The 13,654-nt window shown below is 69.9% G+C and carries 13 protein-coding genes; 8 read left to right on the plus strand and 5 right to left on the minus strand.

Features of this window, described 5'->3' with window-relative positions; all coding sequences use genetic code 11:
* The first annotated feature begins 30 nt into the window (after positions 1–30).
* The 5 genes from glgC to serB are packed head-to-tail and all read left to right on the plus strand — an operon-like array spanning position 31 to position 6,639.
* Positions 31–1,290, plus strand: a complete 1,260-nt coding sequence (gene glgC / locus VIR15_RS09970) for a glucose-1-phosphate adenylyltransferase (protein ID WP_331927324.1) — start codon at positions 31–33, stop codon at positions 1,288–1,290.
* A complete protein-coding gene (locus VIR15_RS09975) occupies positions 1,287–3,044 on the plus strand; it encodes a M20/M25/M40 family metallo-hydrolase (RefSeq protein WP_331927325.1) in 1,758 nt (585 codons plus the stop codon). The genes glgC and VIR15_RS09975 overlap by 4 nt, the downstream gene beginning before the upstream one ends.
* Positions 3,034–4,515, plus strand: a complete 1,482-nt coding sequence (locus tag VIR15_RS09980; protein WP_331927326.1) for an aminotransferase class I/II-fold pyridoxal phosphate-dependent enzyme — start codon at positions 3,034–3,036, stop codon at positions 4,513–4,515. Before VIR15_RS09975 ends, VIR15_RS09980 begins: the two co-directional genes overlap by 11 nt.
* Positions 4,512–5,351: an LLM class F420-dependent oxidoreductase gene (locus VIR15_RS09985; protein ID WP_331927327.1), complete on the plus strand. Its 840-nt coding sequence runs from the start codon at positions 4,512–4,514 to the stop codon at positions 5,349–5,351. Before VIR15_RS09980 ends, VIR15_RS09985 begins: the two co-directional genes overlap by 4 nt.
* 58 nt (positions 5,352–5,409) lie before the next feature.
* Positions 5,410–6,639: a phosphoserine phosphatase SerB gene (gene serB, locus VIR15_RS09990; protein WP_331927328.1), complete on the plus strand. Its 1,230-nt coding sequence runs from the start codon at positions 5,410–5,412 to the stop codon at positions 6,637–6,639.
* Positions 6,640–6,641: 2 nt separating this feature from the next.
* On the opposite strand, the gene fabI is transcribed toward serB, so the two are convergent.
* Both fabI and VIR15_RS10000 read right to left on the minus strand, forming a co-directional pair.
* On the minus strand, positions 6,642–7,403 hold the full coding sequence (fabI, locus tag VIR15_RS09995) for an enoyl-ACP reductase FabI (protein ID WP_331927329.1): 762 nt from the start codon (positions 7,401–7,403) through the stop codon (positions 6,642–6,644).
* Between the two features lie 98 nt (positions 7,404–7,501).
* Entirely contained in the window at positions 7,502–8,221 is a 720-nt protein-coding gene (locus VIR15_RS10000; RefSeq protein WP_331927330.1) for a beta-ketoacyl-ACP reductase, read from the minus strand.
* 153 nt (positions 8,222–8,374) lie between these two features.
* Here VIR15_RS10000 and VIR15_RS10005 point away from each other — a divergent pair, with 153 nt between their 5' ends.
* Together VIR15_RS10005 and VIR15_RS10010 are read left to right on the plus strand one after the other, a co-directional pair.
* Entirely contained in the window at positions 8,375–8,665 is a 291-nt protein-coding gene (locus VIR15_RS10005; RefSeq protein ID WP_331927331.1) for a DUF3099 domain-containing protein, read from the plus strand.
* The gene (locus VIR15_RS10010; protein ID WP_331927332.1) at positions 8,662–8,904 is read left to right on the plus strand and encodes a hypothetical protein; all 243 of its coding nucleotides are present in this window, start codon (positions 8,662–8,664) and stop codon (positions 8,902–8,904) included. Before VIR15_RS10005 ends, VIR15_RS10010 begins: the two co-directional genes overlap by 4 nt.
* Before the next feature lie 15 nt (positions 8,905–8,919).
* Here the strand turns inward: VIR15_RS10010 and moaA are convergent, their stop codons facing one another.
* Positions 8,920–9,972, minus strand: a complete 1,053-nt coding sequence (moaA, locus tag VIR15_RS10015; protein WP_331927333.1) for a GTP 3',8-cyclase MoaA — start codon at positions 9,970–9,972, stop codon at positions 8,920–8,922.
* Between the two features lie 32 nt (positions 9,973–10,004).
* Here moaA and VIR15_RS10020 point away from each other — a divergent pair, with 32 nt between their 5' ends.
* The gene (locus VIR15_RS10020; RefSeq protein ID WP_331927334.1) at positions 10,005–10,823 is read left to right on the plus strand and encodes an SURF1 family cytochrome oxidase biogenesis protein; all 819 of its coding nucleotides are present in this window, start codon (positions 10,005–10,007) and stop codon (positions 10,821–10,823) included.
* A gap of 39 nt (positions 10,824–10,862) precedes the next feature.
* On the opposite strand, the gene VIR15_RS10025 is transcribed toward VIR15_RS10020, so the two are convergent.
* Positions 10,863–11,312 (minus strand): DinB family protein, encoded by a 450-nt coding sequence (locus VIR15_RS10025; RefSeq protein WP_331927386.1) that lies wholly within the window; start codon positions 11,310–11,312, stop codon positions 10,863–10,865.
* Between the two features lie 92 nt (positions 11,313–11,404).
* A complete protein-coding gene (locus VIR15_RS10030; protein WP_331927387.1) occupies positions 11,405–13,351 on the minus strand; it encodes an ABC transporter ATP-binding protein in 1,947 nt (648 codons plus the stop codon).
* Positions 13,352–13,654 lie beyond the last annotated feature (303 nt).

Genomic DNA, 13,654 nt, shown 5'->3' on the forward strand with positions numbered 1-13,654 from the left:
CGACGCGGCGTTCCCGCCTAGGGTGTGGACATGGCGCGACGAAGCCCGTACTCGAACCGCAAGGTGCTCGCCATCGTCCTGGCCGGAGGTGAGGGCAAGCGGCTCATGCCGCTCACCGCCGACCGAGCCAAGCCAGCGGTCCCGTTCGCGGGCATCTATCGCCTCATCGACTTCGCCCTGTCCAACATCGTCAACTCCGGCTTCCTCCAGGTCGTCGTCCTGACGCAGTACAAGTCGCACAGCCTCGACGCGCACGTCACCAAGACGTGGCGCATGTCCACCCTCCTGGGCAACTACGTCACGACCGTGCCGGCCCAGCAACGCGTCGACAAGAACTGGTTCCTCGGTAGCGCGGACGCGATCTACCAGAGCCTCAACCTCATCGACGACGCGAAGCCCGAGATCGTCGTCGTTGTCGGCGCGGACCACGTCTATCGCATGGACTTCAGCGACATGGTCGAGCGGCACCTCGAGTCCGGTGCCGGGTGCACCGTCGCTGCGATTCGGCAGCCGATCTCGCTGGCCGACCAGTTCGGGGTCATCGAGGTGGACGACAACGACCCGACCAAGATCGCCGCGTTCCTCGAGAAGCCCACGGAGACGAAGGGACTGCCGGACAGCCCCCACGAGATCCTCGCGTCGATGGGCAACTACGTCTTCACGACCGATGCGCTGATCGATGCGGTGACGCGCGACCGCGACAACGACGAGAGCAAGCACGACATGGGCGGCAACATCGTGCCCGACTTCGTGTCTCGCGGTGACGCCGCGGTCTACGACTTCAAGGACACGCCCGTGCCCGGGGCGACGGACCGCGACAGAGGCTACTGGCGCGACGTCGGCACCATCGACTCCTACTACGACGCGCACATGGATCTCGTGTCGATCCACCCGGTCTTCAACCTGTACAACTACGAGTGGCCGATCTACACGCAGCACCAGCCCTATCCCCCGGCGAAGTTCGTCCACGGGAGTGGCGACCGCATCGGTGAGGCCCTCAACTCGGCCGTGTCCCCCGGGGTCGTCGTGTCCGGCGCCCACATCTATGCGTCGGTGCTGTCGCCGCTGGTCCACGTCCACTCGTACGCGAGTGTCCAGGGATCGGTCATCCTCGACGGCGTGCACGTGCACCGCCACGCCCAGATCCGACGCGCCATCATCGACAAGAACGTCGTGGTACCAGAGGGCGCGCAGATCGGCCTCGACCACGAGCACGACGTGGCCCGCGGCTTCCACGTCACGGACACCGGGATCGTCGTCATCGGCAAGGGCCAGACCGTCGTCCGGTGAGCGAACCCGACTCGAACGCAAGGACTGTCGCTGCCTACGAGGCTCAGGCTGACCGCTACCGCGAGCAGACGCAGGGACTGCCCAAGGACGACTGGCTCGATCGGCTCGCTGCGGACGCGCCTCCTGGCCGGATCCTCGAGGTCGGTAGCGCCCACGGCCGCGACGCCACTGCGCTCGAGCGGCGTGGGCGCAGCGTGCACCGGACCGACGCCGCGCTCGCCTTCGTCGAGATGCAACGAGCGGGGGGCTACGCGGCAGACGTCCTCGACGTCCTCACCGACGAGATCAAGGGGCCGTATGCCGCTGTGCTGGCGAACGCTGTCCTCCTCCACTTCCAGCCCGATGAGCTCCGCCGTGTCCTGGCGAAGATCCGGGGAGCACTGCTGCCCGGTGGCCTGCTGGCCTTCAGCGTCAAGATCGGCGACGGATCGGAGTGGAGCTCGCACAAGCTCGGGGTACCGCGCTTCTTCCAGTACTGGCAGCCGGAGCCGCTCCGAGATCTTGTCGGTGAGTGTGGCTTCGACGTCGTCGCGCTCGAGGTGGACCCGGGCACACCGTGGGACTGGATCCGCGTCCTGGCCCGGCCCGCTGGAGAGCTCGGTGACGCGGCGGTGGAGCTGCTCGGGGAGCTCGTCGCCATCGACTCCGTCAATCCGGGCCTCGCCGACGGGGCGCGCGGGGAGGCCGCGATCGTCGAGCACCTGCGGCATCGCGTCGAGCGGGCCGGGTTCTCCACGCTGGTCGTGACACCGGATGGCCTTCCAAACAGACCGAGCCTGCTCGCCTGGCACACGGGTTCGGCGCCCGGTCCCTGTCTCCTGCTCAACGGACACGTCGACACCGTCGGGGTCGACGGGATGGCCGAGCCGTTCCGCCCGCGGATCGACGGTGACCGTCTCTTCGGCCGCGGCGCGGCGGACATGAAGGGCGGGGTGGCCGGGCTCGTCATCGCCGCCGAGGAGCTCGGACGGCGTGCGCGCGGCTCCGTCGTGCTCGCGCTCGTGGCGGACGAGGAGGACCGGAGTCTCGGCACCGAGACGGTGCTCGCACACCTGGGGGTCACCGGTCTCCGGCCTGACCTGGCGCTCGTCGCCGAGCCCAGCCACCTCGACCTCACCGTGAGCCTCCGGGGCTTCGCCGTCGTCGAGGTCGAGTTCGCGGGACGCGCTGCGCACACGTCCCAGCCGGACGAGGGGGTCGACGCGGTGGCGCAGCTGGGACGTTTCCTGGGCGCCGTCGCGGCCGCACGGGAGCCGATCCGGGCCCGCGGTGGCGAGCTCCTCGTCAGCGTGGTCCGGGGTGGTAGTGCGCCCTTCACCGTCGCCGATCGGGCTTCGGCGACCGTCGAGCGCCGGACCGCTCCGGGAGAGTCGTCGGCGGCGGCCCTCGAGGAGGTCGAGATGCTCCTGGCCCGGATGCGCAACGAGGACCCGACGGTCACGGCCACCGCGCGGCTGGTCGTCGCCCGGGAGTCGTGGCAGCTGCAGCCAGCGGGGCCGGCGCGGACGTTTGCGACCGTCCTCGACGAACGGCTCACCACGGTCCCCGGCCGGACAGGTGCGCGGTTCGCGGCGCCCTACTGGATGGAGGCGCCGCTCTTCGAGGCGAGCGGGATCCCGGCTCTCGTCTGCGGACCGTCAGGTGGCGGGCTGCACTCGGTCGACGAGTGGGTCGACCTGCGCCAGGTGCGCGCCTTTCCCGAGGCCATCGGCACGGCCGTCGCGTCCCTGGCGGAGGGGTTCGATGCCGACTGATCCGCGGGGGCTGCGTGGCGACGCACCCCTCCTCGACGCCTGGCTGCGCTTCCACGAGCAGCCGCCCGCGCCCTTCACGATTCCCGGGCACAAGCACCGGACCGACCTCGTGGGTGACGTCATCGCCGGAGACGTCCCGCTCTACGGCGGCCTCGACACGGTGAAGCTGACGGGCGGCGTCCTCGCCGACGCGGAGGCGCGGGCCGCTGTCCTGTGGGGTGCCGACGTCTGCCGCTTCTCGGTCGGCGGATCCACCCATGCGAACCAGGCGCTTGCACTGGCCATCGGGTCCGAGGGTGACCGGGTCCTCGTCGGGCGCACGCTCCACCGTTCGGTGCTCCTCGGTCTCGTCCTCGCCGGGCTCGAGCCGGTCTGGCTCCGGCCGGACCTCGATGCAGCAACCGGCCTTCCCCTCGGTGTGAGTCCTGCCGCGGTGGAGGACGGCTTCCGCCGGGCACCGGACGCGGTCGCCGTGCTCGTCGGCGACCCGGCCTACGTCGGGACGGTCGGCGACGTCGCAGGGCTGGCCGACGTGGCGCACCGACACGGCAGGCCGCTCGTCGTCGACGCTGCGTGGGCGGCCCACTTCGGCTTCCATCCCGCGCTCCCCCAGCACGCGCTCGCCCTCGGCGCCGACGCGCTCGTGACGTCGGCGCACAAGACACTGCCAGCGTGGTCTCAGGCCGCCTACCTGCTGGCGCGGACCGACCGGATCGACCCGGCGCGGCTCGAGGCGGCGGTCGAGGCAACCCACACGACGAGCCCGGCCGGCGCCATCCTGGCCAGCGCCGACGCGGCACGGGCCCTGCTCGCCCGGGACGGTGTCGAGCTGCTCGGGGCACTCGTCGACCGCGTGGCCCGCGCCCGGGCCACGCTCTCGGACATCCCGGGCCTCGTGGTCCTCGACGGGCCGCACGTCGATCCCGCCAAGCTGACGCTCGTCCTGGGCGGGACGGGAGCGGATGGCGTCCGGGTCGAGCGGGACCTCATCGCGGAGGGCCTCCCGGTGGAGATGGCCGACCGCGACACGATCGTCGCGCTCGTTACCGTGGCCGACGACGACGTGAGCGTCGGCCGGCTCGGCGACGCCCTTGCCGCGGCTCTGGAACGCCACCGTGGCGAACCGCGGCCGGTGGTCCCTGCTGCCGCCTGGAACGTCGACCCGATCGTCGTCACGACGCCCCGCACGGCGTTCTTCGCACAGCACGAGTCGGTCCCCATCGAGGCTGCGATCGGACGAACCTGTGCCGAACTCGTCGCCCCCTACCCGCCGGGAGTCCCGGTCCTGGCGCCCGGCGAGCAGGTCACGGCAGCAGCGGTGGAAGCCCTGAGAACAGCCCACAGGCACGGGACTCGCGTCGCCTACGCGGCCGACGCGTCACTCGCGACCCTTCGCGTGCTCCGCTCTGACCGCGGCCGGGCACCCGAGCCAGCCCAGCGGCATACGGCCTCATCCGTGGAGGAAGCATGAGCGAGACGGCACCGATCAGCGCGACGGACCCAAGGCCGGCGCGGGTCGCCTTCCAGATCCCGCCGCAGCATGCCACGTGGGCTCAAATCCGTTCTCTCGCAGTAACACTCGAGGAACTGGGTGCCGACATCCTCTTCACCTGGGACCACTTCTTCCCGCTGAGTGGTGACCGGGACGGAGCCCACTTCGAGGCATGGACGGTTCTCGCCGCGTGGGCGGAGGTCACCGAGCGGGTCGAGATCGGCTGCCTCGTCACGGGCAACTCCTACCGCAACCCCAACCTGCTCGCCGACCTGGCTCGGACCGTGGACCACGTGAGCGGTGGGCGGCTCATCCTCGGGATCGGATCGGGGTGGGCACAGCGGGACTACGACGAGTACGGCTACGCGTTCGGGACCGCGGGGAGCCGCCTCGACGATCTCGCCAGGGACCTACCCCTCATCCGTCGGCGGTGGGAACGGCTCAACCCGAAACCGACGCGCGCCATCCCGATCCTCATCGGTGGCGGAGGTGAGCGGAAGACCCTGCGAATCGTGGCCGAGCACGCCACGATCTGGCACGGCTTCGGCGACGACCACGTCATCGCCCACAAGCACCGGGTGCTCGACGAGTGGTGCCGGCGTCGCGGGCGCGACCCCCTGGAGATCGAGCGGTCCGCCGGCGTCGCCTTCGTGCCCGGTCGCAACCCGGACCAGCGGGCGGACTATGCCGGCAACGCGCAGCGGCTGCACGACGTGGGCACGCGCCTGTTCACCGCCAGCATGTCCGCGGCTCACCCGGACCTTGGACGGGCCCGGGACCTGTTGCGGTGGAGGGATGAGACCAACGCGGTGTGATCGGTCGCATGCCGGATCGATGCACCGCCCAGGAGCCCGGCTGGCTAGCCTTTCGACCGTGACGAGCGAGCACGTCCAGACCCTGAGCCTGACGCTGACCGGCGAGGACCGACCCGGTGTGACCAGCACCATCCTGCGAGCCATCAGCGGGACCGGCGCCGAGGTGCTCGACATCCAGCAGGTCGCCGTGCACGGGCACCTCACCCTGGCCCTGCTCCTTGATCCCGGTGACCACTCCGACGAGCTGCGGGATGCGGCTGCTGTGACGGCGCATCGGCTCGGGCTCTCGCTCACCGTGCTCGAGGGCAGCGGGGACAACGCACGGCCCAGGCAGGGCCGCGCCGCCGTCGTCGTCCTCGGCGCGCCCCTGCTCGCCGACGCCGTGGGCCTGGTCACGACCCGGATCGCCGACCACGGCGCGAACATCGACCGGATCCGGCGGCTGTCGCGCTACCCCGTGACGACGGTCGAGTTCGACATCAGCGGCGCCTTCGTGCCCGCGCTGCGCAACGAGCTGGCCCTCGTCGCAGCGTCGTCGGGGATTGACATCGCCGTCGCTCCGGGCGGGCTGGCGCGCCGCGGACGCCGCCTCGTGGTCCTCGACGTCGACTCGACGCTGATCCAGCAGGAGGTCATCGAGCTGCTCGCCGCGCACTGCGGGCGCGAGGAGGAGGTGGCTGCCGTGACCGCTCGGGCCATGGCCGGCGAGCTCGACTTCGAGCAGTCGCTCCGGGCTCGGGTGGCCACGCTGGGGGGCCTTCCTGAGTCGGTGCTCGCCGAGGTGCGGCGGGACATCGTCCTGACGCCGGGTGCCCGCACCCTTGTCCGAACCCTCAAGCGCCTCGGATTCACGGTCGGCCTCGTCAGCGGTGGCTTCATCGAGATCGTCGGCGGCCTGGCGGCCGAGCTCGGCATCCAGCATGCGCGTGCCAACCGGCTCGAGCTCCGCGACGGCCTCCTGACCGGTGGCCTCGTGGGCGAGGTCGTCGACCGCGCCGGCAAGGCGGCCGCCCTGCGCGAGTTCGCGGCGTTGGAAGGGCTGCCGCTGAGCCGGACCGTGGCCATCGGTGACGGCGCGAACGACCTCGACATGCTCCACATCGCCGGCCTTGGTGTCGCCTTCAACGCCAAGCCGCTCGTCCGCGAGCAGGCGCACACGAGCGTCAACGTGCCGTATCTCGACTCGGTGCTCTACCTGCTCGGCATCACGCGCGAGGAGATCGAGGAGGCGGACCTGGACGACGGGACCCCGACCGCCGCTCCGCCCGTGCCCGGTCTCCGCTCCTGACGCTACTGCCCCATGGCGTGGACGCCGCCGTCGACGTGGACGATCTCGCCCGTCGTCGCGGGGAACCAGTCCGAGAGCAGCGCGGCGCACGCCTGCGCCGCCGGCACCGGGTCGTTGACGTCCCAGCCAAGGGGCGCCCGCTCGTCCCACACCTGCTCGAACTGCTCGAAACCCGGAATCGACTTGGCCGCCGTGGTGCGGATCGGCCCGGCAGCCACGAGGTTGCACCGGACACCCTTGGGGCCGAGGTCACGGGCCAGGTAGCGGTTCGTCGACTCGAAGGCAGCCTTCGCCACGCCCATCCAGTCGTACACCGGCCAGGCGAACTTCGCGTCGAAGGTCAGGCCGACGACGCTGCCGCCGTCCGCCATGAGCGGGAGCGCCGCCACCGCCAGGGACTTGAGGCTGTAGGCCGAGATCTGCAGCGCCGTGGACACGTCCTCCCACGAGCCCTCCAGGAAGTTGAAGGCGCCCTGGGGCGCGAACCCGATGGAGTGCAGCACCCCGTCGAGGCCGTCGATGTGCTCGCGGAGTCGATCGGCCAGCGAGTCGAGGTCGCCCTGGTTCGCGACGTCGAGCTCGATCACCTCGGGCGTCGTGGCCAGCCGCTTGGCGATGGTCTGGGTGATCTTCATCGTCCGTCCGAAGGAGGTCAGGACGACCTCGGCGCCCTGCTCCTGGGCAATCTTGGCAACGTGGAACGCGATGGAGCTGTCCATCAGGACTCCGGTGACGAGGAGCTTCTTGCCTTCGAGGATTCCCATGTCTTCTCGTGACTTTCTCGTGTGGGAGGCGGCGTGCGTGCGGAAGTGAGCTGAGCGGCATACGACAAAATGCTTGTGCCGTATGCCGCTGGGCTGGGTCAGTGCCCCATGCCGAGTCCTCCGTCGACGGGGATCACGGCGCCGGTGATGTAGGCGGCGGCGTCGCTGGCGACGAAGCGGACGACGGACGCCACCTCTTCGGGCGTGGCAAAGCGGCCGGCGGGAATGCTCGCGAGGTAGGCCTTGCGCTGTTCCTCCGGCAGGACGGCGGTCATCTCGGTGTCGATGAAGCCGGGTGCGACGACGTTGGCCGTGATGCCGCGACCGCCGAGCTCGCGGGTGATCGAGCGGGCCAGACCGACGAGGCCCGACTTGGAGGCCGCATAGTTCGTCTGGCCGGGTGACCCGTAGAGCCCCACGACGCTCGAGATGAGGATGATCCGGCCCCGACGCTTGCGGATCATCCCTGTGGCGGCGCGGCGGGCGCAGCGGAAGGCACCCGCGAGATTGGTGTCGATGACCGTGTCGAAGTCCTCGTCGCTCATCCGCATGAGGAGCGTGTCACGGGTGACGCCCGCGTTGGCCACGAGCACCTCCACCGGGGCGCCGAAGATCTCCTCGGCGGCGGTGAAGGCCTGGTCGACAGAGGCGGTGTCGGTCACCTCGCACGTGACCCCCTGCAGCCCCTCTGGTGGCACCCCGGACCGGTGCGTGATGACGACGTTGTCGCCGGCGGCCTGGAAGGCACGGGCGATGGCGAGGCCGATCCCTCGATTGCCTCCCGTCACGAGCACGTTGCGCGGCTCCGTGTCTGCCACCTGTCTCTCCTTCGCCTGGGTCAATCGGTCAATTGACCCCGCCGGTTCCGGCGTCGCGGGGTCAGCCCGAACCTAGTGGACTACCGATGGGTATGCCGAAGCCGCTCGGGGGTGCCAGGTTTCATCCGCTCGCGCCGGGCTTATGGTGGATGAGTGGCAGAAGGCAAGCAGCGACCAGTGGTGCACACCGTCACCTCGGCGCAGACCTCGCCCGCGGACGACCAGGCCCAGCGCATCCGCCGGTACCTGACGATGATGGGCATCCGCGTCGCATGCTTCGGTCTCGTCTTCGTCCTCCACGGCTGGCTGCGCTGGGTGGCCGTCATCGGGGCCGTCCTGCTGCCGTACTTCGCCGTCGTCACCGCCAACGCCGTGCGACCGAGCCAGTCCGGCGCGATTCAGCCGGTGACTCCCCAGCCGGACCACAACCGGCTCGAGCAGTGACGGCGCCGCTCCCCCGTCCGGTTCCGGGGACCGAGGACCACGTGTGCAGCGCGAAGGGTTGTCGCGCCGTTGCGGGACACGCCGTCGTCTGGCGCAACCCGAAGCTGCACGTGGAAGGGCGGCGCAAGGTCTGGCTTGCCTGCGACGACCATCAGCAGTCGCTCGCGGAGTTCGTCGGCCTGCGTGGCTTCCTCATCGAGGTGATCCCCGTGGGCGCGCTGACGGACGCGGACGGCTGACGCGCTGGCGGTCGCTCAGCCGCCGATCGCCGACATGGGACGGTCCGGCTGGACGAAGTCCGGCGCGCCGATCCCGTGCCCACGCCGCTTGCGCCACATCTCGCCGCGCATGAGGTCGAGCAGCTCGTCGTCGGAGGCACCATCGCGCATCGGGGTGCGCAGGTCCGTCTCCGTGCGGGAGAAGAGGCAGTTGCGCACCTGGCCGTCGGCGGTCAGTCGGGTCCGGTCGCAGGCGGCACAGAAGGGAGCGGTGACGCTGGCGATGATGCCCACGGTCTCCGGACCGCCATCCACGAGGAAACGCTCGGCCGGGGCGCTGCCCCGCTCCTCCGCGGGCAACGCGGTCAGGGTGAAGCGCTCGGACAGCCTCGCTCGGATCTCGTCCGCGGTCACCATGTCGCGGCGGTCCCACGCGTGCTGGGCATCCAGCGGCATCTGCTCGATGAAGCGCAGCTCGTAGCCACGGTCCAGGCACCATTGCAGGACGTCCGCCACGGTGTCGTCGTTGACGCCGCGCATGGCGACGGCGTTGACCTTGACCGGGGTGAGGCCGGCATCCGCTGCAGCCTTGAGGCCGAGCTCGACGTCGGCGATCCGGTCCCGTCTCGTGAGTCGCGTGAAGGTCTCGGAGTCGATCGTGTCGAGGCTGACGTTGACCCGGTCCAGGCCGGCGGTGGCAAGGCCCTGGGCGACGCGCTCGAGGCTTACCCCGTTCGTGGTCATCGCGATCCGCGGGCGCGGCTCGAGTGCGGCGATGCCGGCCACGAGCTCGACGAGGGACCTGCGCAACAGGGGTTCCCCGCCGGTCAGGCGCACCTGCGTGACGCCGTCCCGCACGAAGAGCCCGATGAGTCGGAGCATCTCCTCGTCGGTCAGCATCTCCGCCTTCGGCATCCAGGGCAGACCCTCGGCGGGCATGCAGTAGGTGCAGCGCAGGTTGCAGCGGTCGGTCACCGAGACGCGCAGGTCTCGGGCCACCCGACCGAACTGATCCCGCAGACCGGTCTGCCCAGCCGGCCTGCTGATCGCGTCGGGGGGCCGGACAATGGGATCCGGAAGGCGCGTCATGACCTCCACTCTAGGCCGGGTAGCGTCGTGGTGTGCTCCGGCTCTGGCTCACTCCGCGATGGCTGCTCATGACCGTGGTCGCCATCCTCTTCGGTGTGGCGTGCTGGATGCTCGGCTCGTGGCAGTGGGGTCGTCACGTCGAGCAACGCACCAAGGTCACGGCCATCGAACAGAACTACGAAGCTACTCCGGTGCCGATCGCGACCGTCCTAGGCCATCTCGTCGGGACCGATGGGAGCGGGGCCGGGCTGACCGCCGAGGAGCAGTGGACCCGGGTGACGCTGCGCGGCTCCTATCGACCGGGTCCCGACCTCATGGTTCGCAACCGTACCCAGGACCAGACGGTCGGCTTCGAGGTCCTCACACCGTTCACCGCGGACGGGCTGACCATCCTCGTCGATCGGGGATGGGTGCCCAATGCCCGCGAGGCCGAGAGCACCCCTTCGGCTGACCCACCCCCCTCGGGTCAGGTCGAGGTGGTCGGCTGGCTCCGGACCGGTGAGCCCGACCTCGGCCGCGACCTACCGGCCCCCCAGCTGGCGAGTATCAGCATCTCGGACTCGCGGGCGCGTATCCCCGAGCTGAGCGATGTGGACGCCTACGTCGTGCTCGGCTCCCAGACGCCGAGCCCCTCAGCGGGTGGGCACCCGGTGGCGCCGCTGCCGCGCCCTGACGAGGGGCTTGGCCCTCACCAGGCCTACGCCATCCAGTGGTGGCTGACGATGCCGGCCGGACTCGTCTTCGTGTGGTTCGCGATCCGACGACAGACGGTCCAGTCGGCCGAGGGCTCGCAGGAGGCTGCCACCGCGAAGCCGAAAAAGGTGCGGATCTGGGATGAGGAGGACGCCTGACACGCGGCTCGACGACGCCAGCCGGGCGATCGCCTCACCTCACGTGACGTCGCCGTCCCGCGCCGCCAAGATCTGCTCGCGGAGGATGTCCGCGTGTCCGCAGTGCTGCGCCAGCTCACGGATCATGTGGAGGTAGACCCACCGGAGCGGCAGCGGCCCGCGGCGGTTTCCCGTGACGATGTCGTCCAGCCCCAGCGCGGCGGCCGCTTCGCGGGAGGCGGCACACGCGTGCTGGTGCGAGGCCCTGATGCTCCCGATCGTGTCATCCGGGTCGAGGATGAACGACTCGTCCGGACTCGCCGGAATTCCGATCTCCGATCGGGACCGCTTGGTGATCGCCTCGTCGAACCACACCCCTTCGACGAAGGTCGCGTGCTTGAGCAATCCGAGCAGCGTCGTCCTCGATGGGACGAGCGAGCGGCGGGCCTCACCCTCGGTCAGTCCGTCCAAACACGCGTTGAGCGCTGCGCGGTGGTCATCGAGGAACATCTCGAGCTGCGCCCGGATGGGCGCGTGGAACGCCTTTGGTGTCAGGCTGCGAGCGTCGTTTGTCACGTGCGGAGCATAGACAACCTGGCCGATCAGGACAGCGGCGGCGCTGCCGGTAGCCCGACCGGTTCAGCTCCGACCGGCTCCGCTCCAAACGGTGCGGCAGAGAGGCTGGCGGCAGGTCGAGGTGAGTCTGCGAACTGCGTTGCGTGGAGCTGCGCGTACAGCCCCTCGGCGGCGAGGAGATCGACGTGCCGACCGGTCTCGACGATGCGGCCGTGGTCCAGCACCACGATGAGGTCGGCCTGGCGGATCGTCGAGAGTCGGTGTGCGATGACGATCGACGTCCGACCGGTGAGCGCGGCATCGAGAGCGCGCTGCACCGCCACCTCGGACTCGGAGTCAAGGTGCGCCGTCGCCTCGTCGAGGACGACGATGTCGGGCGCCTTCAGCAGCAGCCGGGCAATAGCGAGGCGTTGCTTCTCGCCGCCACTGAGGCGGTGGCCGCGGTCTCCGACAACGGTGTCGAGTCCCTCGGGAAGATCGTCGATGAGCTCACTGATCTGTGCCGCCCCCAGCGCCGCGGTCATCTCCTTTTCAGTGGCGTCGGGGCGGGCGTAGAGCAGGTTGGCCCGGATCGTGTCATGGAAGAGGTGCGCCTCCTGCGTGACGACGCCGAGCCGGTCCCGCAGGGACGAGAGGGTCACGTCGCGCAGGTCAAGTCCAGCGATGCGAACGGCTCCGGACGTCGGGTCATAGAGGCGCGCCACGAGTGACGTCAAGGTCGTCTTGCCGGCACCGGAGGGACCGACGAGGGCGACGAGCTGGCCCGGCTCGACGGTGACGCTCACGCCGTGCAGCACCTCGCCACCAGCGCGACGATCGCCGCTCGCCGTCGCCTCGAGCGAAGCCAGCGACACCTCGTCAGCTGATGGGTACCGGAAGGACACGCCGTCGAGCTCGACACCCAACGGCTCATCAGGCAACGGCAGGGCGCCCGGGCGCTCGTCGACGAGCGGCTTGAGGTCGAGCACCTCGAAGACGCGCTCGAACGAGATGAGTGCCGTCATGATGTCGACCCGGACGTTGGACAGCGAGGTGAGGGGTCCATAGAGCCGGGCGAGCAGGGCGGCCAGGGCCAGGAGCGTCCCGACGGTGAGCGTCCCGTTCACGGCCATGACCCCGCCGAAGCCGTAGACCAGCGCGGTGGCCAGTGCAGCAACAAGGGTCAACGCCGACATGAACACGGTGCGGTTGATGGCGATCTGAACACCGATGTCCCGGACTCGGCTGGCCCGCTCGTCGTACTCGGTCGTCTCGCGCCCTGGGTCGCCGAAGAGCTTCACCAGCAGCGCGCCCGCGACGTTGAAGCGCTCCGTCATCCGGGTGCCCATGTCCGCGTTGAGCGACATCTGACGAGAAGCGAGCTCGGCTAGCCGTCGGCCCATGAGCTTGGCCGGGAAGAGGAAGACTGGGACGAGGAGCAGCGACCCCAGAGTCAGCTGCCACGACAGCGCGAACATGGCGCCGACGACAAGCACGACCGACACGATGTTGCTGACGACGTTGGACAGGACGGACGTGAAGGCCTGCTGGGCACCGATGACGTCGTTGTTGAGTCGCGACACGAGCGAGCCCGTCTGGGCCCGTGTGAAGAAGGCGATGGGCTGGCGCAGCACGTGGGCGAAGACCTCGGTGCGCAGGTCCTTGATGAGTCCCTCGCCGATTCGCGCCGAGAACCAGCGCTGGATGGTGGTGAGCAGCGCATCGAGCAGGGCGATCCCCGCGACGATCAGGGAGAGACGGACGACGACGCTGGCGTCCTTGGGGATGACGCCGTCGTCAACGAGCGCCTTGAGCAGGAGCGGGACGGTGACGACGAGGACAGAGTCGACGATCACGACGCCGAGAAAGGCGATGATGGACGAGCGGTACGGAGCCGCATAGGACAGGACCCGCCGGCGAGTGCCCGGCGCGAGGGTGCGCTCGGTGACACTGCGGTCGCGCGACAGCGACCGCATCATCATCCACGGCTGCATCCCCAAGGCGGGCCCTCCTTCGTCCTCCGATCAAACCGCATGCCGGGGACAACGATTCCCGCAGGTTGCTGCTCAGGCCGCCACGGGCACTGGGCGCACGGGCCGGAGGACGCCCCATCCCGACACCGAAGCCGGCTGCACGAGCTCGACCCGCAGCACCCGCAAGCACTCCAGACATGACCAGGCGTGAAGTGGGTCAGGCCAAGGCGTGAGGTCGTCACCCCCGCAGTAGGGGCAGGTGAGGCGATGTGTCGGCATGCGTCCCAGTGTCATCAGCGGACATTATTAATACAATAACCATCC

The sequence above is a fragment of the Intrasporangium sp. genome, assembly GCF_036566125.1.
Lineage (GTDB): Bacteria > Actinomycetota > Actinomycetes > Actinomycetales > Dermatophilaceae > Intrasporangium.

Excerpts from the sequence above, each read along its gene's own strand:
- glgC (WP_331927324.1), top strand. The coding sequence starts at position 31 with ATGGCGCGACGAAGCCCGTACTCGAACCGCAAGGTGCTCGCCATCGTC.
- moaA (WP_331927333.1), bottom strand. The coding sequence starts at position 9,972 with ATGACGCGCCTTCCGGATCCCATTGTCCGGCCCCCCGACGCGATCAGC.
- VIR15_RS09985 (WP_331927327.1), top strand. The coding sequence starts at position 4,512 with ATGAGCGAGACGGCACCGATCAGCGCGACGGACCCAAGGCCGGCGCGG.
- VIR15_RS10025 (WP_331927386.1), bottom strand. The coding sequence starts at position 11,312 with ATGTTCCTCGATGACCACCGCGCAGCGCTCAACGCGTGTTTGGACGGA.
- fabI (WP_331927329.1), bottom strand. The coding sequence starts at position 7,403 with ATGGGAATCCTCGAAGGCAAGAAGCTCCTCGTCACCGGAGTCCTGATG.
- VIR15_RS09980 (WP_331927326.1), top strand. The coding sequence starts at position 3,034 with ATGCCGACTGATCCGCGGGGGCTGCGTGGCGACGCACCCCTCCTCGAC.
- VIR15_RS10030 (WP_331927387.1), bottom strand. The coding sequence starts at position 13,351 with ATGCAGCCGTGGATGATGATGCGGTCGCTGTCGCGCGACCGCAGTGTC.